Genomic DNA, 23,118 nt, shown 5'->3' on the forward strand with positions numbered 1-23,118 from the left:
GCCCCGCGCGAGCGCTCAGGCGAGGTGCGGCGCCGACTCGCGGATGCGCTGCGCGACGACCGCGAGGTGCAGGGCGGCCTCCGCGGCCTCGCGGCCCTTCGACTCGGGGGCGCCCGGGCGGCCCGAACGGTCGAGCGCCTGCTGCTCCGTGTCGGTGGTGAGCACCCCGAAGCCCACGGGGCGCCCGGTGTCGAGCTGCACGCGGCCGAGGCCGTCCGTCACCGCATTGCAGACGTACTCGAAGTGCGGGGTGCCGCCGCGGATGATGACCCCGAGGCACACCACCGCGTCGTACCCGCCGCCGCCCTGCGCCGCGGGGGTCAGCGCCGCCTGCGCCGCGAGCGGCAGTTCGAAGGCGCCCGCGACGCGGAACAGCTCGTGCGCGGCGCCGGACTCCGAGAGGGTCGCGCGCGCGCCGTCGATCAGTGCCGACATGATCTCCTCGTGCCAGCTGCCGGCGATCACGGCGACCCGCAGCTCGCTCGCGTCGACGCTGAGTTCGGGGGCTCCTGCTCCGCTCATGGGGTGTGCTCCTTCGGGGTGGGGGTTCGGGTTCTGAGGCCGCGGACCGGGCGCGGCCGGGGCTCCGGCGCGGCCCGGGTGCGGCCGGGCGCTCGGCTCAGGCGTGGCGCACGTCCTCGGGCAGCTCGTGCCCCATCCGGTCGCGCTTCGCCGACAGGTAGCCGACGTTCTGCTCGGTCACGCCCACGAGCAGCGGGACCCGCTCCGCGACCTCGATGCCGTGCGCGCGCAGCTGCGCCACCTTCTCGGGGTTGTTGGTGATGAGGCGCACGCGTTCGATCCCGAGGTCGGCGAGGATCTCCGCCGCTGCCGAGTAGTCTCTCGCGTCCGCGGGGAGCCCCAGCTGGAGGTTCGCGTCGAGCGTGTCGACGCCCTGCTCCTGCAGCTGGTAGGCGCGCAGCTTGTTGGCGAGGCCGATCCCGCGGCCTTCGTGCCCGCGCAGGTAGATGACCATGCCGCCGCGCTGCTGCACCATGTCGAGCGCGGCGTCGAGCTGCGGCCCGCACTCGCACTTCAGCGAGCCGAAAGCCTCGCCGGTGATGCACTCCGAGTGCACGCGCACGAGCGCCTCCGGCCCGGGCATCGTGCCGTCGGGCGCGGGCGCCACGAGTGCGATGTGGTCGATACCCCTGCGGCGATCGCGGTAGGCGAGGGCGCGGAAGTCGCCGTGCGTGGTGGGCAGCAGCGTGTTGGCGCGCAGGCTGACGCTGCGGCGCTGGCCGGTCGCCGCGTCGGGGGCCGCCTCGTCGGGCTCGCGCCCGTCGAGGTACGCGATGAGGCGCTCGATCGTGATGACCGGGATGCCCTCGCGTGCGCCGAGTTCGAGCAGTCCGGGCATCCGCATCATCTCGCCGTCATCGGCGACGATCTCGGCGATCACGGCGACGGGCCGCAGCCCGGCGAGGCGCATCAGCTCGACCGCGGCCTCCGTGTGCCCGTCGCGGGCGCGCACCCCGCCGTCCACGGCGCGCAGCGGCAGCACGTGGCCGGGGCGCCGCACGTCGCCGGGAACCGCGTCGGGGTTGGCGAGCGCGCGCACCGTGGTGGCGCGGTCGCTGGCGCTGATCCCGGTCGTGATCCCCTCTGCGGCGTCGACCGTCACGGTGTAGGCGGTGCCGCGCACGTCCTCGTTGAACTCGACCATCATGGGGAGTTCGAGCTGGTCGGCGATCTCGTTCGTCATGGGTGCGCAGAGCAGGCCCGAGGACCACTGCACGGTCCAGGCCACGGTCTCGGGGGTGGCGAGCTCCGCCGAGAGGATCACATCGCCCTCGTTCTCGCGGTCCTCGTTGTCCGCGACGATGACGGGCCGGCCGGCGCGGATCGCCGCGACCGCCTCCTCGATGGTCGAGATCGCCGGGGTGGGTGCGGTGTCGCTCATGCGGGGAGTCCTTCGCTCGTGGGAACTGCGGGGGCGGCGGCCGCGCCGAGGCGCAGCATGCGCGCGACGTGACGGGCCAGGATGTCGGTCTCGACGTTGACACGGTCGCCCGGGCTCAGCCGGCCGAGGATCGTCGCGGTGAGGGTCTCGGGGATGAGGGAGACCTCGAACCACGGCTCCGGATCCGTTTCGTCCGCGATTGCGGAGACCGTGAGCGAGACCCCGGAGAGCGTGACCGAGCCCTTGTCGACGAGCAGCGGCGCGAGCTCGGGGGCGAGCGAGAAGCGCAGCGTGCGCCACGCCTCGTGCGGCGTGACCGACAGCAGCGTCGCGGTGCCGTCGACGTGGCCCTGCACGATGTGGCCGCCGAGTCGCGTGTCGACGCGCACCGCGCGCTCCAGGTTGACCGGGCTGCCCGGGCCCAGTTCGCCCAGGGTGGACATGCGGATCGACTGCTCCATCACATCGGCCGTGAAGGTGCCGCGTCCGTCATCCGTCTCGCCCAGCTCGATCACGGTGAGGCACACGCCCGACACGCAGATCGACGCACCGTGGGTGGCGTCGGAGGTGACGAGCGGACCGGCCACGGTGAAGCGCAGCGAGTCGCCCACGGGTTCCACGGCGATGATCTCGCCGATTTCCTCGATGAGTCCGGTGAACATGGATCAGTCCTCCTCGGGTGCTGCGGCCTGAGCCGGGGTGACGGTGGCGATGATGAGCTGGTCGGCGCCGAGCATGCTGCGCTGCGAGACGCGCAGCCGCAGGATCGCGTCCATGCCGGCGATGCCGAGATCACCGAGCGCGAGGCGCGGCCCGCCGAGCAGCGCGGGGGCGAGGTACACGAGCAGTTCGTCGGCGAGGCCGGCCGCGATGATTGCGCTCGCCACGGCGGGCCCCCCCTCCACGAAGAGGCTGCGGATCCCGTCGGCGTGCAGGGCCGCGAGATCGGAGGCGAGATCGTCGCCCCCGGCGCGCAGGGGGCGGTCGAGACCGCGGGCGGCGAGCGCCGGATGGGAGAGCACGCGCGAGCCGGCGGGGATCGGCCGGTGCCCGAGGATCACGGGAAGCGGCTGATCGGCGGCGGGCACGAGCAGCCCGCCGCGCGCGTCGCGGGCCGTGAGCGCGGGGTCGTCGGCGATGAGGGGGCCGGTGCCGACGAGGATCGCGTCGGCCTCGGCGCGCCGCCGGTGCACGTCGGCGCGCGCCTCGGGGCCCGTGATCCACCGGCTCGAACCATCGGCCGCCGCCGCCCGCCCGTCGAGGCTCTGCGCCCACTTCACGGTGACCCGGGGTCGCGGCTGCGGCGCGGAGGCAGCCGTTCGTGAGGGAGCCGGCTGCGATCCCGCGCTCGGCTGCGATCCCGAGGCGCCGGCCTGCCGGGCCAGCCACGGCCCGAGTAGCGCACGCGCCTCGCCGGGGAGCACGCCCCCGAGGACCTCGACGCCGGCGGCCCGGAGCGTGTCCGCACCCCCGCTCGACTCGGCGCCGGGATCTGCGAGCGCGAACGCCACCGCTCCGACTCCCGCCTCGATCAGCGCCCGGGCGCACGGCCCGGTGCGCCCGGTGTGGTTGCAGGGTTCGAGAGTGACGACGGCGGTGAGTTCTGCGGTGCGCCCCCGCCAGTGCTCCGGCAGCTGCGCGAGGGCGTCGACCTCCGCGTGCGGGGAACCCGAACCGCGATGCCAGCCCTCGGCGACGATGCGGCCGTCCGGTGCGAGGATCACCGAGCCGACCTGCGGGTTCGGATCGTCGGCGGGACCTCGGCGCGCGATGAGCAGGGCGCGCCGCATCGCGTCTTCGATGAGCGTCCGCTCCAGCATCCCGTTCGCCGTTTCTTCCGTGCCCGGGTTGCCTCAGCCGGCCTTCGCGTGCGCGAAGGCAGCGCTCCTCTCATCCAGACTCGACCGCGACACGTGTCGCGGCCATCACTGTCGGCACCGGAATCCCACCGGTTCGGCCTCGCGGGTGCGAGGTTCGCGGGCTGTGACCGCCGGTTCGGATTCTCACCGACCCCGGAACAGCTCTACTGTAGACCCATTTCGCGCCGGGTTCGCTCAGGGCGATCCTCGGTGACGCCCGATCACTAGTCGAACAGGGCGGCGAACAGTGATCCGTTCGCGATCACGTTCATGGTGAGCACGATGATCAGCGCGTTGAAGAAGAAGGCGAGGGTGGTGTGCCACACCACCGTCCAGCGCATGCGGGTGTCCAGCACCCGCACATCGGACACGGCGAAGGTGGTCGCGTTCGTGAACGCGAAGTAGGCGAAGTCGACGATGCGCGGCTGATCGGTGTCCGGGAACTCCAGCGGGGGCCGCGCGGACCGGTGGAAGCGTGAGAAGTAGATGCGCGCGTAGCCCCAGTTGAAGAGCACCCACGAGAGCAGCATCGCCCACACGGCGCTTCCCTCGAGCAGCGGATCGTGGATGTCCTTCCCGATGCTCGTGATCAGGTCGAGCGCGACGGTGAGGCCGAGCAGGCTCGCGCCGAAGGTGAACGCCATCGAGAGCAGGCGGGTGATCGGGTGGCCCACCATCAGCCGGGCGACGGCCGGGTCGGGGGTGTCGAGGCGGACGAGCACGTTGAGCCAGATCAGCGTCAGACCCAGGTACAGCGTGGCGACCAGGCACCACAGGATCAGCAGCAGCGCCTCGTCCTCGGCGAGCTCGCCCTCGCTGCCCCAGATGATCTGCCAGCCGAGGCCGACGAGCAGCAGTTGCAGGAGGAGACCGAAAGCCTCGGCTCCGATGCTGACGACCGCCCCCGCGACCGGGCGGAAGCGGTGCCCCCGCTGCCTGTCGTCCCGGCTGGTCTCGCCGTCCGCGCCGGGGGCGCTCATCCCGCGCTCATCGTTCTTTTCCGGCGGCGGTGGCGGACGCGACGAGGTCGCGCAGCGAGGCGTCGGGGAGGTAGGCCCTGGTGAGGGCGATGCCGATGCGCGGCAGGTCGCCCTCGTCGCGGTAGAGCAGGTGCAGGGACTCGTGGCGCGGGTTGAACTTCTGCTTGAAGCGGTGCAGCGACTTGAAGCCGTAGAGCGGCTCGATGAGGCCGCCGATCCGTTCGAGCACGAGATCGACGGGTCCGGCGTCGGCCTGCTCGGGGCGGACGAGCGGCGCCCCCGAGAGCGACACGAAGGCGTACCCTTCCTCCGAGAAGTGCTGCGCGGATGCCGCGATGAGGAACTCCATGACGGGACCGAAGCCGCCGTCGCGCCGCCGCATCAGGTCGAGCGTCCAGCCGGCGACCTGCGCGGCGCCGGTCTCGGGGTCGGCGGGTCCGTAGACGGGCAGCCACGAGGTGACGCCGTGCAGATTGCCCTCGCCGTCGACGGCGATGCCGACGCGGACTTCGGGATCCAGGGCCTCCTCAACGGTGCCCAGCGTGAAGCGCATCTCGGGCAGGCCCTTGTCGCCCGTCCACTGCTCCGAGATCGCACGCACCTGGGCGAGCACGTTCCACGGCTCCTCGGCGAGTCTCACCATGCGGAACTCGACCCCCTCACGAGCGGCGCGGTTCATCGCGGTGCGCACGGCGCCCCAGGCCTTGCCGGTGAAGGCGAGGCCCGGCAGGTCGACGATGGTGTCCTCCGCGACGATCACGGAGCGCCAGCCCGCCGGGCGGGCGGCGGCGCTCGCCCCGCTCGCGGAGAAGACGCACGGGATGAGTCCCGCCTGCTGGGCGATGCGCTCGAAGTCGGAGAGTGCCTGGGCGCGGGTCCCGTCGGGCACGATCGGGTCGCCGAGCATGATTGCGACGCCGGCGTGCGCCTGATAGGCGATGGCGCCGTCGCCCGCCGCGGCGATCCGGGTGTTCGCGTCCCAGCTCGTCATCCACGAGATGGTGTCTCCTCCGTGCCGTCGCAGGCGCTCGATCAGCTCCTGCCGGGTGAGCGGCTGGGCGTCGAGCTTGCGGCGGGAGGCGCGCAGCCGTACACGCCAGGCGCCCCGGCCGAAGATGAGCAGCAGCATCATCCCGATCCAGAGGATGGTCGGGGCGATGAGCAGCCCCAGCACGTCTCCCGGTCCCGAGAGCACGCCGGCGTCGACGAGCAGGGGCAGGATCGCGAAACCGAGCGCGGCCGCGGCGAGGTTGTAGGCGCCGAGCAGGATCGCCGCGAGCCACGCGAGCCGGTACCCCTGCCGGATGCCGTTCGCGATGACGAGGATCACGACCACGTCGACGGCGACGTCGACGAGGGAGGCGGTGGGGTCGTTGCTGCCGAGAGGTCCGTCGAAGGGGACGATGAGGTCGAACACCTGGACGGCGCCGACCGTGATCAGCCCGGCGAGCCCGATGAGCCGCCACTCGCGCTGGGTGGGGCGGCCCGCCGGTCGCCGGAAGGCCGGCAGCCACCCGCTGGCGAGCAGCGCGACGAGCACCGAGATTGCGTGCTCGAGGTCGTGCAGCTGGCCGAGGTACAGCAGGGAGACTCCCGCCCAGGTGCCGACCGCGATGCGCGCCCGCAGGCGCCACGGCGCGGGGAGCGTCGCGATCGCGAATACGAGGACCGCGAGCGCGCCGCAGGAGGGCCCCACGTCGAGCTCGGTTGCGAGCCGCTCGGCCCAGGGCCAGCCGGTGCGGGAGACGAGGGCGAGGACCCCCGCTCCGCCGAGCACGCCGACGAGATGACCGGCGATGAAGATGCCGGCGGTGCGCAGCGAGCCGAAGCGCCACTCTCCCCAGCCGATGCCGCCCACGACGAGGGGCAGCAGCACGAGGTAGACGATCGGGCGGTCGAGGAAGAAGATGGCGGTGAAGAGGCTCCACCAGTGGCCCTCTGCGAGGGCGGGCAGGCCGGTCGCGATCTCCGGGTACCAGGGCTGCCGGGAGGCGGGGGCGAGCAGCGAGCCGGTCGAGGCGCCGACGACGAGCAGGGCGAGCACGAGCCCGATGGTGAGGGGCGTGCGGCGGATCACCCTGGCCGCCCAGGAGGGCTGTCGCCTGTCCGTGCTCGTCCCGCCCGGCGCGCGGCCGTCGGCGTCCGGCTCCCGTGCAACCCCCATGCTCATGGACACAGTTTATGTTTCCCGCGCCCCGCCCTGCCAGAGCACCGGCCCCCGCCATCCGCAGCCGCTCCGGTGCGGACCGGTGGCGGGCCGGTAGCCTGGACGAAGACGGCTGCGGGCGGCCGCGGGTGACCGCGGCGGCTTGCGAACGACCCAGGCGGAAGGAAGCTCCATGATCCTCGCATTCTCAGTCGCCCCATCCGGCGCGGGCAGCTCGCCCGACGGATCGGTGCACGAGGCCGTCGCGGCCGCCGTGCGCGTGGTCCGCGAGTCCGGGCTGCCGAACCGCACCTCGTCCATGTTCACCGAGATCGAGGGGGAGTGGGACGAGGTCTTCGACGTGGTGAAGCGTGCGACGGAAGCTGTCCTTCCCTTCGGTTCGCGGGTGTCGCTCGTCATGAAGGCAGACATCCGGCCCGGGTACGAGGGGGAGCTCGACGGGAAGCTGGAGCGGCTGGAAGCGGCGATCGAGGCGGCCCCGGAGACCCGCTGATCCTCGAGGGGCGATCCGGATCGAGCCCGCAGACGGCGAGGCGTCCACCCGCCTTCAGCCCCGGTGGGCGATCCGCCCGTCCACCACGGTGAGCAGCACGGCGCTCTGCGCGAAGTCGTCCGGGTTGGCCGCGAGCGGGTCGGCGGCGAACACGGTGAGGTCGGCGAGTGCGCCGGGGGTGACCACGCCCTCCTGCGGTCGCCCGATCGCCGCCCAGCAGTTCCGGGTGAGCCCGGCCAGCGCGCGCTCGGGGCTGAGCGCCTGGTGGGGGTCGACGGCGGGCCGGTCGGAGCCGTGCCTGCGGCGGGTCACCGTCGCCGAGAACACCCGCCGCGCATCGAACTCCTCGACGGGCCAGTCGGAGCCGAGAGCCACCGTCGCCCCGGCGGCGTCGAGATCCGCGACCCGCCAGCCGTGGCCCGCCCGCTCCGAACCGCGGCCCAGCAGGGTCGTCCACATGTCGCAGCCGTCGGGCCGCTGGGTGAAGGCGTGGATCGGTTGCATGCTTGCGGGCACGCCGAGTTCGGCGAAGCGCGGCACGAGCCGGTCCGGGATCGTCTCCAGGTGCTCGACGCGGTGCGTGACCCGCGGGGCGTGAGCGGGGATCGAGGCGACGGCGTCGAGCACGAACTCGACGGCCCGGTCGCCGATCGCGTGGGTCGCGGTCGGCACGCCGCGCTCGGCGAGCGCGTGGATCGTGCGGGTGAAGCGCTCGCCGGGCACCCAGTAGGGCTCTCGCCCGCCGCCGCGCGTGTCCGGCTCGAACAACCACGCCGAGCCGTTGTCGATGCTGCCGTCGAGCATGAACTTCACGCCCTCGATCCGCCAGCGGCGGCCTCCGGCGCCCTGCAGCGCGAGCATGCGCTGCAGGGTCTCCGCCCACGGCTCCGTGGCGCGCCACAGCGGCGAGACGCGCAGGCGCACCGGCAGCTCCCCGTCCTCCTCGATGGCGCCCAGCACCTCGATGTCGCCGTCCTCCATGTTCATCTGGTGGAGCGATGTGTAGCCGGTGGCTGCGAACTCGGCGAGCTTGTCGCGCACCGCCTCGACCCGCTGCGGGAAGGGCATTCGCGGGAAGAGCTCCGTGACGAGCATCTCCGCGTCGGACTCGATGAGGTAGCCCGTGGGGGAGCCGTCCGGGTGCACCTCGATCGAGGAGTTGTTGCCGAAGTCGCGGGGACCGTCGATGCCGGCGAGCTCCAGTGCCCGGGGGCTCGCGATGACGGAGTGGCCGTCGAAGAGCAGCAGGTAGCCGGGGCGCCCGCCGAAGGCGTCGGCGAAGGGCTCGTTCGTCACCTCTCGGCCCACGAACAGGTCGAAGGAGAGGCCGAAGCCGCGCACCCACTCATCTGGCCCCCGGTCCGCGACAAAGGCGGCGATCCGCTCCGCCACCTCCTCCAGGCTCTCGCAGTCGTGCAGCATGAGGGCGCGGTGCCGCGACTCGGCTCCCGAGAGCGGGTGGACGTGTGCGTCGACGAAGCCCGCGGTGATCGTCGCGTCGCCGAGGTCGATCACCTCGCCCCCTTCGGCGTCCCAGTCGGCCGCCTCGGCACGGGTGCCGACGGCGACGATGCGGCGCCCGCTGACGGCGACCGCCTGTGGCGTTCCCGGCGCTCCGGGGGGTGCGACGGTGCCGGTGTGCTCGGGCGCACCCGTGCGGACGCGTCCGCCGAGCAGCACCAGCTCGGCGCGGACGGGGCCCGGGACCGGGCTTTCGGGGGTCATGCGGTCTCCTCTCCGAGCAGGATCGGGTGCTCGGCGTCGTGCTGCCTCCGGCGCCTCCGCTGCACGACGGGATCGGGCACCGGCACGGCTGCGATGAGGCGCTGCGTGTACTCGTGCCGGGGTTCGTGCAGCACGCGCTCGGTCGGCCCCAGCTCCACCAGCTCGCCGCGCCGCAGCACGCCGACGCGGTGCGCGAGCAGCTCCACCACGGCGAGGTCGTGGCTGATGAACAGCGCGGCGAAGCCCAGTTCCGCTTGGAGCGCGGTGAAGATCTCGAGGACCCGTGCCTGCACCGAGACGTCGAGCGCGGAGGTGGGTTCGTCGGCGATGACCAGTTCGGGACGGAGGGCGAGCGCCCGCGCGAGGCCGACGCGCTGCCGCTGGCCGCCGGAGAGCTCGAAGGGGTAGCGGGTGGCGAAGCCGGCGGGCAGCTCCACGGCGTCGAGCAGCTCGGCGGCACGGGCGCGGTAGGCGGCGGTGCCGCCGGGTTCGCGGTGCACGCGGAGCGGCTCGACGATGCACTCCTCGACCGTCATGAAGGAGTTGAACGAGGCAGCCGGGTCCTGGAAGACGAAACCGATCCGGCGCCGCAGCTCCCGCAGCGACCGCCCGCGCAACCGCCGCATCTCGGCGCCGAGGACGCGCACCGATCCCGCAGCGATCGCCTCGAGTCCGCCGATCGCGCGACCGATCGTCGACTTGCCCGAGCCCGACTCGCCGACGAGGCCCAGCACCTCGCCGCGCCCGATCTCGAAGCTCACGTCGCCGACCGCCCGCACGGGATCCTTGCCGAAACCGCCGCGGTAGATGACCTCGAGGCCGGTGACCCGCACTGCGGGGTCCGCCTCGGATGCGCTCGCCGCCGCGGCCGCGCGCTCCGCCACCCGGGGCAGCCCGTCGGCCGCGCCGTCGCGCCCCGCACCCAGCCTCGGCACGGCGGCGAGCAGCTCACGCGTGTACGCCTCGCGCGGCGCGGCGAAGAGCTGATCGACGGGGGCCTGCTCGACGAGCCGGCCGCGGTGCATCACGGCGACGCGATCCGCGATGTCGGCGACGACGCCCATGTTGTGGGTGATGAGCATGATCGCGGCGCCGAACTCGTCGCGGCACTCGCGCAGCAGCTCGAGGATCTCGGCCTGCACGGTGACGTCGAGCGCGGTCGTCGGCTCGTCGGCGATGATCACAGCGGGCCGTAGGGCGAGCGCCATCGCGATGACGATCCGCTGCTTCTGGCCCCCCGAGAACTGGTGCGGGTAGTCGTCGATGCGTCGCTCAGGATCGGGGATGCCCACCGCGCGGAGCATGGCGACCGCGCGCGTCCGTCGCTCGCGACGGTCGGACATGCCGTGCGCGCGCAGTCCCTCCTCCAGCTGCCACCCCACTCGGAACACCGGGTTCAGTGCGGTCGACGGCTCCTGGAAGATCATTGCCGCGTCGCTGCCGCGGAGCTCGCGCAGGCGCTGCCGGCTCGCGGTGAGCACCCCGGTGCCGGAGAGCAGCACCGCGCCGCCCGCGCGCGTGCGCGGTGGCAGGAGGCCGAGCGCGGCGCGGGCGGTGAGCGTCTTCCCGGATCCCGATTCGCCGACGACGGCCAGGATCTCGCGCGGCCGCAGTTCGAGGCTTATCCCTGCGACGGCGTGGACGGTCCCCTGGGGCGAGTCGATGTCGAGGCTCAGGCGCTGGATGCTGAGCGGAGCACCGGCCGGGCCGGCGGCGGTCACGGCTCGACGGTCTGCGGGAGGGGAGGCGGGTGTGCTCATCGCTGCGGCTCCTCGGTGGTGGTGCGGCGGGGGACGACGGTGGCTGCGAGCCGTGCGAAGAGTCCGGGCCTGCCGACGAGCGCCCGGGAGCGTTGATCGACGAGGTCGCGGAGCCCGTCTCCGATGAGATTGAGCGCGAGCACGGTGACGATGAGGAACGCGCTGGTGACGAGGATCATCTGGGGTGCCTGCATGATGACGGCCTTGCCGTCGTAGAGGATGTTGCCCCAGCTGGCGTGCGGGGCCGGGACCCCTGCGCCGAGGAAGCTCATGGCGGCCTCGGTGATGATGGACTCGGCGAAGGTGAAGGTCGCCTGCACGACGAGCACCGAGAGGGTGTTGGGCAGGATGTGCCGCCACATGATGTGGAGCATTCCGGCGCCCTGCATGGTGCTGGCGGTCACGAAGGTCTCGGAGGTGACGGCGAGGGCGCGCGCTCGGACGAGGCGCGCGATCCCCGGTGTGTAGACGATCGCGAGCGCGATGATGAGGTTGGTGACGCTCGGCCCGAGCGCGGCGGCGAGGGCGACCGCGAGCAGGATCGCGGGGATCGCCATGAGCCCGTCGCAGATCCGCATGAGGATCGCGTCGAGCACCGGTGAGAACACTGCCGCGACCCCGATGATCGCGCCGAGCACGCTGCTCACGAGCGCGACCACGAAGCCGACGAGCAGCGAGGTCGAGGCGCCGGAGACGATGCGGGCGAAGAGGTCGCGGCCGAAGTTGTCGGTGCCGAAGAGGTGGCTTGCGGAGGGGGCGCCGAGTCGCTGCGCGGGGTCGACGGCGTAGGGGTCGAGGTGCAGCAGGGGCGGCAGGAGAGAGGAGACGACGATGATGGCGAGGATCACGATGGCGCCGGTCACGAGGCCGGTGCTGCCGAGGATGCGCTGCCAGAGGCTGATGCGCTTCGGCTCCGCTTGCAGGGACAGCATCGTGGTGCTCGGTACCGTCGTGCGCTGTGTCGAGGGGGGATTCTCGGCCATCGGTTCAGGCCTTTCCGACGCGGACCCGCGGGTCGACGATGCCGTAGAGCAGGTCGATGAGCAGGTTCGTGAGCAGGTAGATGAGGGTGACGAACAGGATGACGCCCTGGATGACGGGGTAGTCGCGCCGTGAGATCGCGGTGACGAGCAGCTGCCCGAGGCCGGGGATGTTGAAGATCGTCTCGGTGACCGCGGCTCCCGTGACGAGCCCGCCGAGTGAGAGCCCGACGATGGTGAGGATCGGCAGGCTCGCGTTCTTCAGGGTGTGCGAGAACAGCAGCCGCGCCTCGGTGACGCCACGTGATCGGGCGGCCTCGATGTAGTCGGCGCTGAGCACGTCGAGCACGGCGGCGCGGGTGGTGCGGGTGATGAGCGCAGCGGTGATGGCGCCCAGCGCGACGCCCGGCATGATGAGCGTCTTGATGCCTGCGGCGAAGTCGTCGAACGGGTTGACGTAGCCCGAGAGCGGGAGCCAGCGCAGGGCGAGCCCGAAGAGCAGCATCATCGCGAGGGCGAGCACGAAGCTCGGGACGGTCATGCCCACGAGGGTGAAGCCGGTGACGGCGCGGTCGAGCCCGCCTCCCCGGTACCGGGCGGCGAGGGTGCCGAAGGGCACGGAGAGCAGGAGCGCGACGAGGATCGCGATGAGCGCGAGCTGGATCGTCGGCACCGCGTTGTCGCCGATCGCCTCGACGACGCTCTTGTGCAGGAAGTAGGAGTCGCCGAGGTCGCCGCGGAGGACGCCGCCCACCCAGTTGAGGTACTGCGTGACGACCGGCTGCTCGAGGCCCATCGTCTCGCGCAGCGCGGCGACCTGCTCGTCCGGGGCTTTCTGCCCGAGGATGCGGCGGGCCGGGTCTCCCGGGGTGAGGTGGATCAGTGAGAAGATCACGACCGACACCACGAACAGTACGGGGATCAGGCTGAGCAGCCTGCGGAGGATGAATTTCAGCATCGGGGTTCCGGATCGGGGACGACGGGGGGGGTGTCTCTTATACACCTCTCCCAGCCCCCGAGACCGAGGCGGGGCACCGTGCGCCGCCGCCCCCGCGTGGCGGGGCCTCAGATGGTCAGGAGCTCTGCTTCCAGGCGGCGTTCCACCACACGAAGTGCTCGCTGAACCAGGGCAGCTCGAGGTCCTTGTTCGCAGCGTAGACGTTGTGCGCGTCTCCGATGCGGCTCATCGGGCGGGTCTGCTCGATGTAGCCCTGCATGTCGTCGTAGAGCGCGCTCGCCTCCGCCTGGGTGGGGGCGGATCGGAAGCGCTGCAGCAGCTCCTGCAGCTCGGGGCCGTCGAAGTAGCCGGCGCGGTCCGGGAGGAACCCGATGGTCTGGGTCGGATCCACCTCGGTGCTGAAGGGGAACACGACCAGGTCCCACTCGTCACGGTTCTCGCGGTACTTCTCGCTGAAGGCGCCCCACTCGTAGGCGTCAAGCTGCACGTCCACGCCGAGGGACTTCAGCTGCTCGGCGACGACGACGGCCGCGTTGTAGGCCTCGCTGTAGTCCTTGTTGGCGAGCAGCGTGACCGTCTCGCCCGCGTAGCCGCCCTCGGCGAGCATCTCCTTCGCCCGCTCTGCGTCGTGCCGATTGAACTCGGCCTTGCCGACCTCGGTGTCCCAGATGGCCTGCTGGTTCTCGGTCATGTTGTGGTGGACGAGGTCGTAGAGCTTCTCGGAGCCCACGGCGGCCAGCATGATGGGGTCGCGATCGAGCGCGGCGTTGATCGCTTGCCGGTTCTCGAGCTTCGAGAAGGGGCTCGACGGGTCGTCGCTGTAGACGAGGTTGATGGGACCGACGAGGTAGGTGTCGAGCACGAGATTGGGGTCGTCCGCGAACTGTTCGAGGCTGTCGAAGGGCAGCTCGGTGGTCGCATCGTACTGACCCGACTGCACGCCGAGCGCGCGCGTGGAGGCGTCTGCCACGAAGTTGAACACGATCTGCTCGAGCTGCGCGTTCTTGGCGCCCGCGAAGCCGCTCGAGGCCTCCTCGCGCGACTGGTAGCCGTCCCACTTCGAGATCACGATGGAGCGGTCTGCGTCCCAGCTTTCGAGCTGGTAGGGGCCGGTGCCGATCACGTCGGCGACGTCGCTGATCGGCTCGTCGCCGACCCGATCGATGACCTCGGAGGGCATGATCGCCGGATATGCGGTCGTGACTTGGGAGAGGTAGAGCAGGTGGAGGAAGCTGGCCGAGGGGGCGGTGAGCTTGACCGTGTACTGGTCGACCTTGCTCCACTCGGTCCCCGCGAAGGCCTCCTGGGCGGCGATCGAGACCCGGTTCCAGCGGTTCATCGAGGCGACGACGTCGTCAGCGTCGAGGTCACTGCCGTCCTGGAAGGTGAGTCCTTCGCGGAGGTGGAAGGTGTACTCGCGACCGTCTTCGCTGCTCTCGAAGGACTCGGCGAGCATCGGCTTCGCCTGCAGATCGGCGTCCGCCGTGACGAGGGTCTCGTAGACGGGAAGCGTGATCTCCGCCATGATCGCGTCGGTCGCGATCTGCGGGTCGAGGCTCTCGGGCTGCGCCGGGGCGACGACGTTGACGGCGTCCCGGGCGCCGCCCGCGCCGCCGTCGGAGGAGCCGCATCCGCTGAGCATGAGCGCGCCCGCGGCGAGGACCGCGGTGGCGACGGCGGCGCGGGGTGCGCCGCCCCGCCGCGCGCGGGGATGGGTTTCTGAGGGGGTCATGCTCTGCGGCTCCTTCTGCGGTGGTCCGGTCTGGATGAAGTATGGGGGACGGGGGCGCTCCCGGCGGCGTGACGCACGGGCGCCGTGGGCGGATCTCAGCGGCGGCGAAGTCGCCGCGCACCGCTCAGCGCGAGACCGGCTGCGACGAGCGCTGCTCCCGCTGCGCCGATCTGCCAGGCGGTACCGGCTCCGCCGGTGCGGGCGAGTCTCTCCTGCGGGGCCGGCTGGGGTGCGGGGGCGTCACCGCCGCGCGGCGGCTCGGGGCCTTCCGGCTCTTCGGCGGGCGGGGCCGTCTCGCCGGCGCCGACGATCCGGGCGGGGACGCCGCCCGCCGCGGGAGCGATGCGCAGGCGGACGCCGTCTGCGTTGAGCGGCTCCGCTCGCACCTCGGCGGAGAAGGTCTGGGCTCCTTCGGCCACCGGCGTGACCGCGCGCAGCGTGGTGCTGGCGCCGGGCTGGAGCGGATCCGCCTCCGCGGCAGCCCGCGTGCCGTCCGCGTCGGCGAGGCTCGGAGCGGCGAGGGGCGTTCCGCCGGTGTTCGTGACGGTGACCTCGATCTCCGCCTCGCTTCCGGCGGGGAGCGCGCCGTCGGGGCCTGCGCCGAGCACCCGGGCGCTCGCCGAGAGGGCCGGGATGCCGGTGATCGCCATCTCCAGATCGGTGAAGCCGCCTTCGGCGTTCCAGGCGGTCCGCTCGCTCCGGGTGAAGGTGGTGCGGAAGCTGGGCGCCTCGGCGGGCGTGTCGCAGCTGTCGCCGGAGGCGGTGCGTTCGCCCGAAGCGACGAGCTTCTGCGCGAGGTCGAGGGTTCCGAAGATGCCGTAGTCGCACTCCGAGGAGCCCCAGATGTCGGTGGGCCGCGTGGGCGCAGGCGCCGTGCCGGGCTCGGTGCGCACCTCTCCGGCGAGCGTCATGGTGCCGCTCGCGAAGTCGATCGTGGATCCCGGGCTGAGGTACGAGTAGCGGACGCCGTCGGCGTTGGTGCCGTCGCTTGTCGCGCCGCTCACGTCGAGCACGCTCGTGCCGAGCTCGCCGATGACTTCGCCGGTCCGGGCGGCGCGGTCGACGACGAGCGCCGTCTTCTCCTCGACGCCGAAGGCGAGCGGGCGCTGCAGCTGGATGGCGAGGCGCACGATGCGGGGCTGCCGGTCGCGGCGGGCGAAGTGGGAGTCGAGCATCCCCTCGGAGAAGAAGCCGAAGCCGCCGGAGGGGATGTAGGCGAGGCGCCCGTCCTCGTACCAGCCGGCGGTGGCGCCGTCTCGCCACGATTCGTGGGAGTTTCCGCCGGAGATCATCTCTGCACCCTGCTGGATGGTGAGTCCGGCGCTGGTGCCGGCGCTCACCCCGCCGGAGTCGACGACCGAGCGGATCGCCGCCATCGCCGGGGTGTCGGTGCACGCGGTGTACGCGTAGACCGCCTCGGTCGCGGCGTCGGCTCCGGTGCAGTCCATGAGGGCGCGCACGTAGTTGACCTGGTCGCCGCCGCCGAAATAGACCGCGTCGGAGGCGGCGATCTGGGCGGCGACCTCGGGGTCGTCGGCATTGTCGGCGCTGTAGGGGTCTCCGGGGTAGTCCTCGCCGGGGTTCACGTCGATGGGGACGGGGTACACCTCGACGCCGAAGCGTTCGAGCCAGTCGGCGTAGTAGAGGCCGTTGGCGGTCGCGTTGTCCTCGTTCTGCCAGTCGGCGGCGACTTCTGCGTCGGTGGCGACCTGCGAGGCGGTGGTCAGCACCGCGATGCGCGGCGTGGCCCCGGGGCCGGCGTGCTGCTGGGCGAGGTCGACGATGCGCTGCATGATGGCGTCGCTCGCGGGGTCGCCGGGGGATACGGCGCCGCCGATCGCGACCACGTATCCGCCTGCGGGCTCAGCGAGGGCGGGGGTCGCGGTGGTGCCGGCGAGCCCGGCCGCGAGGGAAGCGGTCAGCAGGCCGATGCCAATGCGGCGGGCGCGGGGGGCGGATGCTGTCAAGGCGGGCTCCTGTCTCGACGTTGAGCGATGAGGGGGTTCCGACGCAAGTGTTTCATCTACGATGAAATTTTGCAAGACAGAAACGAACATTTCACTATTTCATTTCGGATCCGGCTCTCGGTTGCTAGACTCGTCGGCGCCCGCAGTCGCCGCTGACGGGGCGAGCCGTTCGCGCTCGCCGAAGCCCGGCGAAGAGCCCGCAGACGGAGGAACCCCACGTGACCGCTGAATCTCCGCGGCAGCCGCCGTCGGCTCACCGCGCAGCGAGCGACGACACCGTTGCATCGCGTATCCGGGAGCGCATGGGCAAGTGCACGCCCTCGGAGCGAAAGGTCGCTCGAACGCTGCTCGCGGCATATCCGGTCGCCGGTTTCGAGACCGTTGCCGGGCTCGCCGAGCTGGCCGAGGTGAGCGGGGCGACCGTTGTGCGCTTCACGACGCGCCTCGGCTATCGGGGCTTCCCCGACTTCCAGCGAGCCCTGCGCGAGGAGCTCGACCAGCGCAGCGCCTCACCGAGCACCCTCTCCGAGCGCAGCAACCGCGGGCGCCGGGCCACGAGTCCCGACGACCTGGAGGCGCTCGCCGACCCGCTGGTGGACGATCTGCGTGCGACGTTCGCTGGTCTTTCCGAGCACGACTTCGAAACCACGCTCGCGGCGCTCGCCGACCCGAAGCGGCGCGTCTGGATCGTCGGCGGCCGCTATAGCTCGTACTTGGCGGAGTACTTCGCTGCGAGCCTGCAGCAGCTGCGAGCCGGAGTGCAGATGGTGCCGCAGATGGCGAGCACGCGCGGTGCCGCCATGTCCGACTTCGACGCGAAGCACGTGCTCATCGCCTTCGACTTCCGTCGCTACGAGTCCGAGACGCGCAACCTCGTGCAGCACGCGAAGTCTCGCAAGGCGACCGTGATCGTCGTCACCGACAAGTGGGTGTCGCCGTGCGCGAGCGACGCGGACGCCGTGCTCACGAGCGTGGCAGCCGAGCGGGGCGCCTTCGACTCGGTCGTACCGGTGATGGCGCTGATCGAGGCGCTGTTCGAGGAGCTTCTGACCCGCATCGGCTTGCCGGCCCGCGAGCGGATCGAGCGCATCGAGCAGACCGTCCAGCGCCTTGAGCTGATCTGAGGGGAGGCCGCTGCGCGGCAGCTCGGCCGCCGCAGCGCCGCCGGATCCGGGCGGCACAGCGGCGATCCCGATCCTCTCCGCTCCTAGCGGACAGCCGAGAGGAACGCGCGCGTGCGCTCGTGCTGCGGATCGCCCAGCAGCTGGGCGGGCGGGCCCTGCTCCACGATCTGCCCGCCGTGCATGAAGACGACCCGGTCGGCCACCTCGCGGGCGAATCCCATCTCGTGCGTCACGACGATCATCGTCATGCCGGAGGCCGCGAGGTCGCGCATCACCTGCAGCACGTCGCCGACCAGCTCCGGATCGAGGGCGCTCGTGGGCTCATCGAAGAGCATCAGCTTCGGCTCCATGCAGAGGGCTCGCGCGATGGCGACGCGCTGCTGCTGGCCACCGGAGAGCTGCCGCGGATATGCCTTCGCCTTGTCCGCGAGGCCCACGCGCTCCAGCAGTGCCAGGGCTCGCGGGAGGATCTCGGCGGGCCGCTGCCGCAGCACGGTCCGCGGTGCCAGCATGACGTTCTCCAGCACGGTCATGTGCGCGAAGAGGTTGAAGTGCTGGAACACCATCCCCGTCTGCGTGCGATCGCGGCAGATCCCGGCCGAGCTCTTCTCGTGCAGCCTGCCGCCGCGCAGCTCGTAACCGACCACCTGGCCGTCGACCCAGATCCGGCCTCCGTCGAGGCTCTCGAGGTGGTTGATGCAGCGCAGCAACGTGCTCTTGCCCGAGCCGGAGGCGCCGATGAGGCAGACCACCTCGCCCCGCTGCACCTCCAGATCGACTCCCTGCAGGACCTGCAGGGCCCCGAAGCTCTTGCGCACCTGGCGTGCGCGCACCATCGGCTCCGTCGTCCCGGTCATGCCGTGTTCCCCTTTCCCGTCGCCTCGGGTGCGTGAATGCGCATCGCCCGCCGCAGTCGCTCGCTCCAGCTCTGCGGCACGTGCCGCGTGCTGCCGCGCGAGAAGCGCTGCTCCAGCCACGTCTGCCCGAGGGTGAACACCGTGGTGAGGATGATGTACCAGAGGCTCGCGACGATGAGCATCGGGATCACCTGGAAGTTCTTCGCGTAGATCACCTGCGTCGAGTAGAGCAGCTCGGAGACGGCGAGCACGCTGACGAGCGAGGTCTGCTTGAGCATCCCGATGGTCTCGTTGCCCGTCGGCGGGATGATGACCCGCATGGCCTGCGGCAGCACCACCTTGACCATGGTCTGCAGGCGGTTCAGGCCGAGAGCGCCGGCTGCCTCCGATTGGCCCTGGTCAACCGAGAGGATCCCCGCGCGCACGATCTCGGACATGTAGGCGGCCTCGTTCAGGCCGAGCCCCAGGATCGCCGCCATCATCGGGGTGACGAGCTGGTTCGCGTCGAGGTGCACACCCGGGATCCCGAAGGTGATGTCGGGGTAGAGCGCGGCGAGATTGTACCAGAGGAGCAACTGCACGAGCACCGGCGTGCCGCGGAAGAAGAAGACGTAGAGACCCGCGGCGCCGCGGACCACGGGGTTTGCGGAGAGGCGCATGACCGCGAGCACGATGCCGAGGGCGATGCCGAGCAGCATGCAGACGACGGTGAGCAGGAGGGTGATCTGGATGCCCTGCGCGATCGAGGTGTCGCGGAAGTACAGGCCGATCACGTCCCAGCGGAAGCGGGGGTTCGTGATCGCCGAGTACGCGAGCATGCCGAGGATCGCGAGGATGACGGTGCCCGAGATCCAGCGCCACGGGTGCCGCTTGTGCGCGATCGGAATGTCCTCGTCGCTCAGGGCAGGCGGCGCGGTGACGGTCGTGCGCATGGTCGTGCGTCCCTTTCTCTGGAGGATGGTCCGAGCCGATTCAGGAGACCGGCACCTGCTCGGCGGTCACGTAGTTGCTCGGGTTCACGCCCCACTTCGCGAAGGCCTCCTCGTAGGGCTCGAGGGTGACGAGCCGCTGCATGGCTGCGGTGATGGCGGGCGTGAGCGGCGAGCCCTTGGGAAGCACGAGACCGGTCGGCTTGGAAGCGTAGTCACCGCCCTCTGCGAGCTCGAAGGCGCCGGTGATCTTCGCCTGGTATCCGAGGCCGGTGGCGCCCGAGACGACGCCGTCGACCCGGCCGGAGGAGAGCGCGGTGATCGCCTTGTCGGTGCCGGGGAAGAGCTTGATGTCGATCGCGGCTGCACCGGCCGACTCGCACTGCTTGCTGAACTCGGGGAGGATCTCCATGCCCTGGGTGGTGCCCTTCTCGGCGCCGATGGTGTGCCCGCAGAGGGAGGCGGGATCCATTGAGAGCTGCTCCGGGTTGCCGAGGGGGACGGCGACGCCGCTGCCCGACTGGTGGTAGATCACGAAGTCCGCGTTCTGCTTCCGCTCATCGGTCACCGAGAACGCAGACATGGCGAGGTCGTATTTCCCGGAGGAGAGTCCCGGGATGATCGCGTCGAAGCCGGAGGGCACGAACTCGATCCGGAGGCCGAGCAGCTGTCCGAGCGAGGCGGCGAGATCCGCGTCGAGCCCGACGACCGTCTGATTGTCCGAGGCGTAGACCTCGAATGGGGCGTAGGTCGGATCGGTGGCCACGCGCAGCACTCCGGACTCGGCGACGTCCTCGGGAAGCAGAGCCTGCAGCTCGGGGTCGGCGGCCAGTTCGGAGATCTTCTCGCTGGGCAGTTCCGGGCCCTGCGACGCGGTGGGATCGCCGGCCGCCAGTTCTTCCGCGGCGTTCGTGCATCCGGCGAGGACGAGGGCGAACGCGGCGGCGAGCGCGGCCGCGGAGGCGAATCGGGAAAGTGCCATGGTGTCTCCTGAATCTCGACGGTGAGGGTGAAGGAATCATTTCATAAGCTTGCTAAACACGCAATGTATGAAATAGTTGTTTCTAACGTGCCGCGCCGTGTCGCGCGGCATCGCCGCCGGCCGAGCCGTGCGCGAGCCATTCCCGCGTCACTGCTCGGGGCCGGATCGCAGCGCGGCCGGTGGCGCCGCATTTCCCTGCGTTCCCGGGCACTGCCCGGCGGAACGGACGTCACCCCTGAGAATCGGAGGCCCGCGTGGACGCGAGCGAGCTGTTGCCCAGCCTGAAGACGAGCGAACTGCTCCGAGGAGCGGAGACGGCCCGCGCCGCCTACCTCGAAGACCTCGCCCAGCTCGTCGCCATCGACTCCGGTTCCGACGACCCCGCGGGCGTCAATCGCGTCGCCGACTGGGTCGAGGGCCGCCTGGAGGCGATCGGCTTCACCACCGAGCGCAGCTCCGACCCCCGCGGCCGCTCCGGAGACACCCTCCTCGGCCGACGGGCCGGAACCGGGCGGCGGCGCATCCTTCTCTTCGCGCACATGGACACCGTCTTCGCGCGCGGCGAGGCCGACGCACGCCCCTTCTCCATCGGCGCGGACGGCCGCGCGCACGGCCCCGGCGTCACCGACGACAAGGCGGGTGTGGTCGCTGCGCTGCACGCCGCAGCGCAGCTCATCGCCGCCGGCGCCGAAGAGTACGGCGAGCTGATGCTCGCCTTCACCCCGGACGAGGAGACCGGCTCCGCCGTCGGCGGACCGTTCCTCGAAGCGCTCGCCGCCGAGGCGGATGTCGCCTTCTGCATGGAATGCGCGCGCGAGAACGGTGACCTGGTGGTTGCGCGCAAGGGAGCCATCGACCTGGAGCTCGAGGTCTACGGGCGCGCGGCCCACTCGGGCATCGAGCCGGAACGCGGCGCCCACGCGGGCCTGGAGGCGGCGCACCTGACCGTCTTCGTCCAGCGGCTCGCCGACCCGGCCACCGGTCTCACCGCGAACGTCGGCGTGCTCCGCTCCGGTGAGCGCACGAACATCGTGCCGGACCGTGCCTCGCTGCGCGTCGAACTGCGCGCGACCCGATCCGCCGTGCTCGCCGATGCCCTGGCGCGGATCGAGGCTCGTGCCGCCGCCCCGGAGGTGGACGGCACCCGAGTCGAGACCATCGTCACCGACAGCTGCCCGCCGCTCGAGGAGACGCCCGCGATCGCGCGCCTCGGGAATCTCGCGGTCGAGCTCGCCGGCCGCATCGGCTTCCGGACCGCGCTCGCGCGCACGGGCGGCGTTTCCGACGGCAACCGGGTCGCAGCGCGCGGTGTGCCCACCCTCGACGGTCTCGGACCCGTCGGCGGCGGCGATCACACCCCCGGCGAGTGGCTCGACGTCGCGAGCGTGCCGCAGCGGCTCGCGCTGCTCGTCGAGCTCATCCGCGCGTGCAGCGACCCCGCCTTCCCGCTCGACGCCGAGGGCGAGCTCCGCGCAGACGCCGCCTGATCCCGCGGCGCCGTGCCCGGCAGCGCGGGAACCGGCTCAGCGCCGGGCGCGGGGGAGCGGCCCGCACGGAGCGCCGGGCGCACGCAGCCCGCAGCCCGCAGTCCGGCCCCGCTTCGCCCCTAGCGTCGCAGTAGCCCGATGCGGTCGTACACGCGGTCAAGCGTGCGGGCGGCGATCTCGTTCGCGCGGTCGCCGGCGGCGAGCAGCAGCCGATCCAGCTCGGCGCGATCCGCGAGCAGCTCCTCCGTGCGCGCCCGCACGGGGGCGAAGGTCTCCTCGACGACCTCGGCGAGCGCCTTCTTGAGGTCGCCGTAGCCGCGGCCCGCGAACTCCTGCTCGATCGAGGAGAGCTCGCGGCCGGTGAGCACCGAGAAGATCGTCAGCAGATTCGACACCCCGGGCTTCGCCTCGCGGTCGAAGCGGATCTCGCCGTCGGCGTCGGTGACGGCGCGCATGATCTTCTTCCTCGTCACGTTCGCCGGGTCGAGCACCTTGATCAGGCCCGCCTCGGTCGCCGCCGACTTCGACATCTTCGCCGTGGGCTCCTGCAGATCGTAGATCTTCGCGGTCTCGCGCTGGATCTGCGCCTCGGGGACGCGGAACGTCTCGCCGAAGCGCGAGTTGAAGCGGTTCGCCAGGTCGCGAGTCAGCTCGACGTGCTGCCGCTGGTCCTCGCCCACGGGCACGACGTCCGCCTGGTAGAGCAGGATGTCCGCCGCCATCAGGATCGGATAGGTGAAGAGGCCCACCGAGGTCGTGTCGGCGCCGTAGCGCTGCGACTTGTCCTTGAACTGGGTCATGCGGCTCGCCTCGCCGAAGCCGGTGAGCGTGTTGAGCACCCACGCCAGCTCGGCGTGCGCCGGCACGTGCGACTGCACGAACAGCGTCGACTTCGCGGGGTCGATCCCGGCCGCGATGTACTGCGCCGCCGTGGCGCGGGTGCGCTCGGCCAGTTCGGCGGGATCCTGCGGCACCGTGATCGCGTGCAGGTTCACCACGCAGAAGAACGCGTCGTACTCCTCCTGCATGCGGGTCCACTGGCTGAGCGCGCCGATGTAGTTGCCGAGGTGCAGTGAGTCGCTCGACGGCTGCATGCCGGAGAAGATGACGGGCTTGGGGGTGCTTGCGTTCATGGGGACTTTCTTCCGGGACGGGCGCGGCCCGGACGAAAGTCCCCATGAACGCAAGCACCCCCAAGCCCGTCATCTTCTCCGG

19 protein-coding genes and 1 riboswitch are annotated in these 23,118 nt (G+C 71.5%); of the genes, 3 read left to right on the forward strand and 16 right to left on the reverse strand.

What is annotated here, in order from left to right; translation table 11 throughout:
- Positions 1 to 15 precede the first annotated feature (15 nt).
- From ribH to B4915_RS02035, 6 genes are all read right to left on the reverse strand, one after another.
- The gene (gene ribH, locus B4915_RS02010; protein WP_105804164.1) at positions 16 to 522 is read right to left on the reverse strand and encodes a 6,7-dimethyl-8-ribityllumazine synthase; all 507 of its coding nucleotides are present in this window, start codon (positions 520 to 522) and stop codon (positions 16 to 18) included.
- Between the two features lie 97 nt (positions 523 to 619).
- Positions 620 to 1,903, reverse strand: coding sequence for a 3,4-dihydroxy-2-butanone-4-phosphate synthase (ribB, locus tag B4915_RS02015; RefSeq protein WP_105804165.1), 1,284 nt, complete (start codon positions 1,901 to 1,903; stop codon positions 620 to 622).
- Positions 1,900 to 2,565 (reverse strand): riboflavin synthase, encoded by a 666-nt coding sequence (locus B4915_RS02020; RefSeq protein WP_105804166.1) that lies wholly within the window; start codon positions 2,563 to 2,565, stop codon positions 1,900 to 1,902. The genes ribB and B4915_RS02020 overlap by 4 nt, the downstream gene beginning before the upstream one ends.
- 3 nt (positions 2,566 to 2,568) lie before the next feature.
- Positions 2,569 to 3,723 (reverse strand): bifunctional diaminohydroxyphosphoribosylaminopyrimidine deaminase/5-amino-6-(5-phosphoribosylamino)uracil reductase RibD, encoded by a 1,155-nt coding sequence (locus B4915_RS02025; protein ID WP_105804167.1) that lies wholly within the window; start codon positions 3,721 to 3,723, stop codon positions 2,569 to 2,571.
- A gap of 58 nt (positions 3,724 to 3,781) precedes the next feature.
- Positions 3,782 to 3,928, reverse strand: a riboswitch (FMN riboswitch).
- Positions 3,929 to 3,986: 58 nt separating this feature from the next.
- Positions 3,987 to 4,742, reverse strand: a complete 756-nt coding sequence (locus B4915_RS02030; protein ID WP_105804168.1) for a DUF1345 domain-containing protein — start codon at positions 4,740 to 4,742, stop codon at positions 3,987 to 3,989.
- Between the two features lie 7 nt (positions 4,743 to 4,749).
- Complete coding sequence (locus B4915_RS02035) at positions 4,750 to 6,912, reverse strand: bifunctional lysylphosphatidylglycerol flippase/synthetase MprF (RefSeq protein ID WP_245907296.1); 2,163 nt, start codon at positions 6,910 to 6,912, stop codon at positions 4,750 to 4,752.
- A 169-nt stretch (positions 6,913 to 7,081) separates the two neighbouring features.
- On the opposite strand from B4915_RS02035, the gene B4915_RS02040 reads away from it, so the two are divergent.
- A complete protein-coding gene (locus B4915_RS02040; protein ID WP_105804169.1) occupies positions 7,082 to 7,402 on the forward strand; it encodes a thiamine-binding protein in 321 nt (106 codons plus the stop codon).
- A 54-nt stretch (positions 7,403 to 7,456) separates the two neighbouring features.
- On the opposite strand, the gene B4915_RS02045 is transcribed toward B4915_RS02040, so the two are convergent.
- From B4915_RS02045 to B4915_RS02070, 6 genes are all read right to left on the reverse strand, one after another.
- Positions 7,457 to 9,127 carry an amidohydrolase gene (locus tag B4915_RS02045; protein ID WP_105804170.1) on the reverse strand — a complete coding sequence of 557 codons (1,671 nt, stop codon included), beginning with the start codon at positions 9,125 to 9,127 and terminating at the stop codon, positions 7,457 to 7,459.
- Positions 9,124 to 10,887, reverse strand: a complete 1,764-nt coding sequence (locus tag B4915_RS02050) for a dipeptide ABC transporter ATP-binding protein (RefSeq protein ID WP_105804171.1) — start codon at positions 10,885 to 10,887, stop codon at positions 9,124 to 9,126. The genes B4915_RS02045 and B4915_RS02050 overlap by 4 nt, the downstream gene beginning before the upstream one ends.
- Positions 10,884 to 11,870 carry an ABC transporter permease gene (locus tag B4915_RS02055; protein WP_219845069.1) on the reverse strand — a complete coding sequence of 329 codons (987 nt, stop codon included), beginning with the start codon at positions 11,868 to 11,870 and terminating at the stop codon, positions 10,884 to 10,886. The genes B4915_RS02050 and B4915_RS02055 overlap by 4 nt, the downstream gene beginning before the upstream one ends.
- Positions 11,871 to 11,874: 4 nt before the next feature.
- Positions 11,875 to 12,825 (reverse strand): ABC transporter permease, encoded by a 951-nt coding sequence (locus tag B4915_RS02060; RefSeq protein WP_105804172.1) that lies wholly within the window; start codon positions 12,823 to 12,825, stop codon positions 11,875 to 11,877.
- 115 nt (positions 12,826 to 12,940) lie between these two features.
- Entirely contained in the window at positions 12,941 to 14,557 is a 1,617-nt protein-coding gene (locus B4915_RS02065; protein ID WP_105804173.1) for an ABC transporter substrate-binding protein, read from the reverse strand.
- Positions 14,558 to 14,652: 95 nt separating this feature from the next.
- Complete coding sequence (locus B4915_RS02070) at positions 14,653 to 16,524, reverse strand: cyanophycinase (protein WP_105804174.1); 1,872 nt, start codon at positions 16,522 to 16,524, stop codon at positions 14,653 to 14,655.
- 218 nt (positions 16,525 to 16,742) lie between these two features.
- On the opposite strand from B4915_RS02070, the gene B4915_RS02075 reads away from it, so the two are divergent.
- Positions 16,743 to 17,648: a MurR/RpiR family transcriptional regulator gene (locus tag B4915_RS02075; protein WP_146119998.1), complete on the forward strand. Its 906-nt coding sequence runs from the start codon at positions 16,743 to 16,745 to the stop codon at positions 17,646 to 17,648.
- Positions 17,649 to 17,731: 83 nt separating this feature from the next.
- Here the strand turns inward: B4915_RS02075 and B4915_RS02080 are convergent, their stop codons facing one another.
- The 3 genes from B4915_RS02080 to B4915_RS02090 are packed head-to-tail and all read right to left on the reverse strand — an operon-like array spanning position 17,732 to position 20,416.
- Positions 17,732 to 18,505: an amino acid ABC transporter ATP-binding protein gene (locus B4915_RS02080; protein ID WP_281258184.1), complete on the reverse strand. Its 774-nt coding sequence runs from the start codon at positions 18,503 to 18,505 to the stop codon at positions 17,732 to 17,734.
- Positions 18,502 to 19,437: an amino acid ABC transporter permease gene (locus B4915_RS02085; RefSeq protein ID WP_105804176.1), complete on the reverse strand. Its 936-nt coding sequence runs from the start codon at positions 19,435 to 19,437 to the stop codon at positions 18,502 to 18,504. The genes B4915_RS02080 and B4915_RS02085 overlap by 4 nt, the downstream gene beginning before the upstream one ends.
- Positions 19,438 to 19,477: 40 nt before the next feature.
- Positions 19,478 to 20,416 (reverse strand): ABC transporter substrate-binding protein, encoded by a 939-nt coding sequence (locus B4915_RS02090; RefSeq protein ID WP_105804177.1) that lies wholly within the window; start codon positions 20,414 to 20,416, stop codon positions 19,478 to 19,480.
- Positions 20,417 to 20,670: 254 nt separating this feature from the next.
- On the opposite strand from B4915_RS02090, the gene B4915_RS02095 reads away from it, so the two are divergent.
- Positions 20,671 to 21,903: a M20 family metallopeptidase gene (locus tag B4915_RS02095; protein WP_219845070.1), complete on the forward strand. Its 1,233-nt coding sequence runs from the start codon at positions 20,671 to 20,673 to the stop codon at positions 21,901 to 21,903.
- Between the two features lie 119 nt (positions 21,904 to 22,022).
- On the opposite strand, the gene trpS is transcribed toward B4915_RS02095, so the two are convergent.
- Positions 22,023 to 23,036: a tryptophan--tRNA ligase gene (gene trpS, locus B4915_RS02100; protein WP_105804178.1), complete on the reverse strand. Its 1,014-nt coding sequence runs from the start codon at positions 23,034 to 23,036 to the stop codon at positions 22,023 to 22,025.
- Positions 23,037 to 23,118 lie beyond the last annotated feature (82 nt).

This window comes from Leucobacter massiliensis, assembly GCF_002982315.1.
GTDB lineage: Bacteria > Actinomycetota > Actinomycetes > Actinomycetales > Microbacteriaceae > Leucobacter > Leucobacter massiliensis.